The sequence below is a fragment of the Dietzia sp. DQ11-38-2 genome (assembly GCF_014145055.1).
GTDB lineage: Bacteria > Actinomycetota > Actinomycetes > Mycobacteriales > Mycobacteriaceae > Dietzia.
The window spans coordinates 14,504-16,639 of the sequence record NZ_JAALDW010000418.1; the positions used below are offsets into that span (position 1 = coordinate 14,504).

The window sequence follows — 2,136 nt, forward strand, 5'->3', positions numbered from 1 at the left end:
GCCGTTCACCCCGCTCGGCCCGCTGCTGGGGTTCGTCGGACTACCGGCACTGTTCTACGTGGCCCTAGCGGCGATGGCGCTGATCTACCTGGTACTGATCGAAACCGTCAAGCACGTCTTCTTCCGGGCCGAGAGCGAGCGTGCTGCCGCCCTGCCGCATCGCCGTCGGACTCATCCGCACCCCTCGACCGGCATCCACAGAAGAGCCGTCGGCCTCGTCGCCCATCAGGGTGCCCCTGCCCGGGTCTCCTTCAGCGGCGGGCCCGCCTCAGCGTGGCCACGAGGCGGGCTCCCTGGCCGAGTCCCACCTTCGGGAGGTAGGCCCGTCCCACCGCGACGCCGATCGCCGGGAGGGTCGCCGCATCCGGGTAGCACAGATGTAGAGGGCGGTACTCCGGGTGGAACTTGGCCTTGAAGGCGAGGAGTGAGCGGAACCCGTAGACGGGCTCGAGTGTCTCTCCCACGCGGTCCAGGGCGGCCGAGAGCGCGGTGGCGTCCTGCTTCGCGGTCGGTGCGCCGTCTCCGGGTTCACGCCGGCCGTGACCCAGCGGTGCCCCGGATAGGCTGAGGAACTCCAGGCCCTCCTCCTTGGCGGTGAGCGCGGCGGAGGCGATGAGGAACTCGGTCGTCGGCCGGAAGCCACCGGTCCGGCGGCGCATGAAGTCCAAGGTGAGTCCCACGGAAGCGCCCTCTCGGTAGACGGGCAGCCACGACGTCACCCCGTGGACCACGTCGTCCCCGTCGACGGCCAGCAGCAGGCGCACCTCGGGATCGCGGAGCTCGTCGATCCCGCCGAGGGTGAAACCCATCTCGGGCAGGCCCTTGTCGGCCACCCATTCCTCGGAGATCGCCACGATCTGCTGGGTCAGCGTCAAGGGGGCCTCAGCGAAGGTCGTCCACGTGACCGTCACCTGTTCCTTTCCCGCCCGGTTCAGGGCGGTGCGGACGTCCTGGAACCGCTTGCCGGTGAACGCCAGGTCGGGCAGAGGGATCACTGTCTCCTCGGCCACCTGGACCGAGGACCATCGCGCCGCCCGCAGCGCCGCCGCCAGCTCGTCGTCGACGGAGTAGAAACAGGGAGCCAGGCCCTGGAGGGCACAGTGTTCGGCGAACTCCAGCGCCGCGGGTCCGGCCTGGTCCGGTGGCCCGACCGGGCCTCCGGTGGTCAGTGCGACCCGGCCCACCACCCGGAAGGCCACCACGGACGGGCGGCCCGGCGGGTGCTGGCTGGTGAACCAGTACTCATTTCCGTCCCAGGTCGTCATCCACGACAGCGAGGACCCGCCCGGAGTGTGCAGCAGCTCCCGCAGGCGCTCGTGCGCCGCCGGGTCCTCGTCTCTCCGGCGCGCCCGCAGCAGGCGCCACAGGATCACGATGACCCCGGCCCAGACGGCGACCCCGATCCACTCGAACAGCGCCGTCGCCGCGTCGGAGACGGGGAGCAGGGTCGGTCCGAACAGGCCCAGGTACGCGGGAGGGATGAGGCGGGCCGGATAGTCGCCGGCGAGCTCGGCGATCGACGGATCGGACAGGCCCGAGGCCGCGACGCCCTCGGTGACCACCGCGCCGAGACCGACGAACGCGACGAACCCGCCGAGCACCACCGCCGCGATCGACAGGGTCGCCCGTCTGACCGCACGGCGGCTCGCTCGGATGCGGAAGAACCGGCCGGTGAACGTCAGGGTGAGCAGAACCGCGGCCAGGACGACCAACGGGGAGACCACCCAGACCGTGAGCGCGTGTGGAGCGGCCCCGAAGATCAGTTGGCGTCGTCCGTGCCCGCCCTCGATCGGGCCGGTGACGAGCAGAGCGACCGAGGCGGCGAGCTGGGTACCGTACGCGGCCAGCGCCCACCAGCGCGCGGCGCGCCTGCCGCGTCGAAGCCCGTCGGCCAGGACGAGGATGAGCACGGACGGCATGAGGGTGAGGGCGAGGGGGCCGACCCCGGTCAGGCGGAGAAGCTGTCTGGCGTTCCAGCAGTCGATCCCGCCCGGCGCGGCGTCGCACAGCTCCGCGACCTGCGCCGGGGTGTACGGCACCTCGCGGACGAGCTGGCTCAGTGGCGCCAGGGGCCCGACCGCGCCTGAGGAGAGGGAGACGACGAGGGGTCCCAGGACGGTGGCCGCCACCACCAGG

The 2,136-nt window shown here is 71.8% G+C and carries 1 protein-coding gene and 1 pseudogene; one reads left to right on the top strand and one right to left on the bottom strand.

Annotated elements, in window-relative coordinates; translation table 11 throughout:
* The coding region (locus tag G6026_RS17485; protein ID WP_241728087.1) for a hypothetical protein at positions 1–415 on the top strand (415 nt) is incomplete at its 5' end.
* Between the two features lie 13 nt (positions 416–428).
* Here the strand turns inward: G6026_RS17485 and G6026_RS17915 are convergent.
* A pseudogene (locus tag G6026_RS17915) lies at positions 429–1,919 on the bottom strand (DUF2156 domain-containing protein); the annotation flags it as partial.
* Between the last annotated feature and the right edge of the window lie 217 nt (positions 1,920–2,136).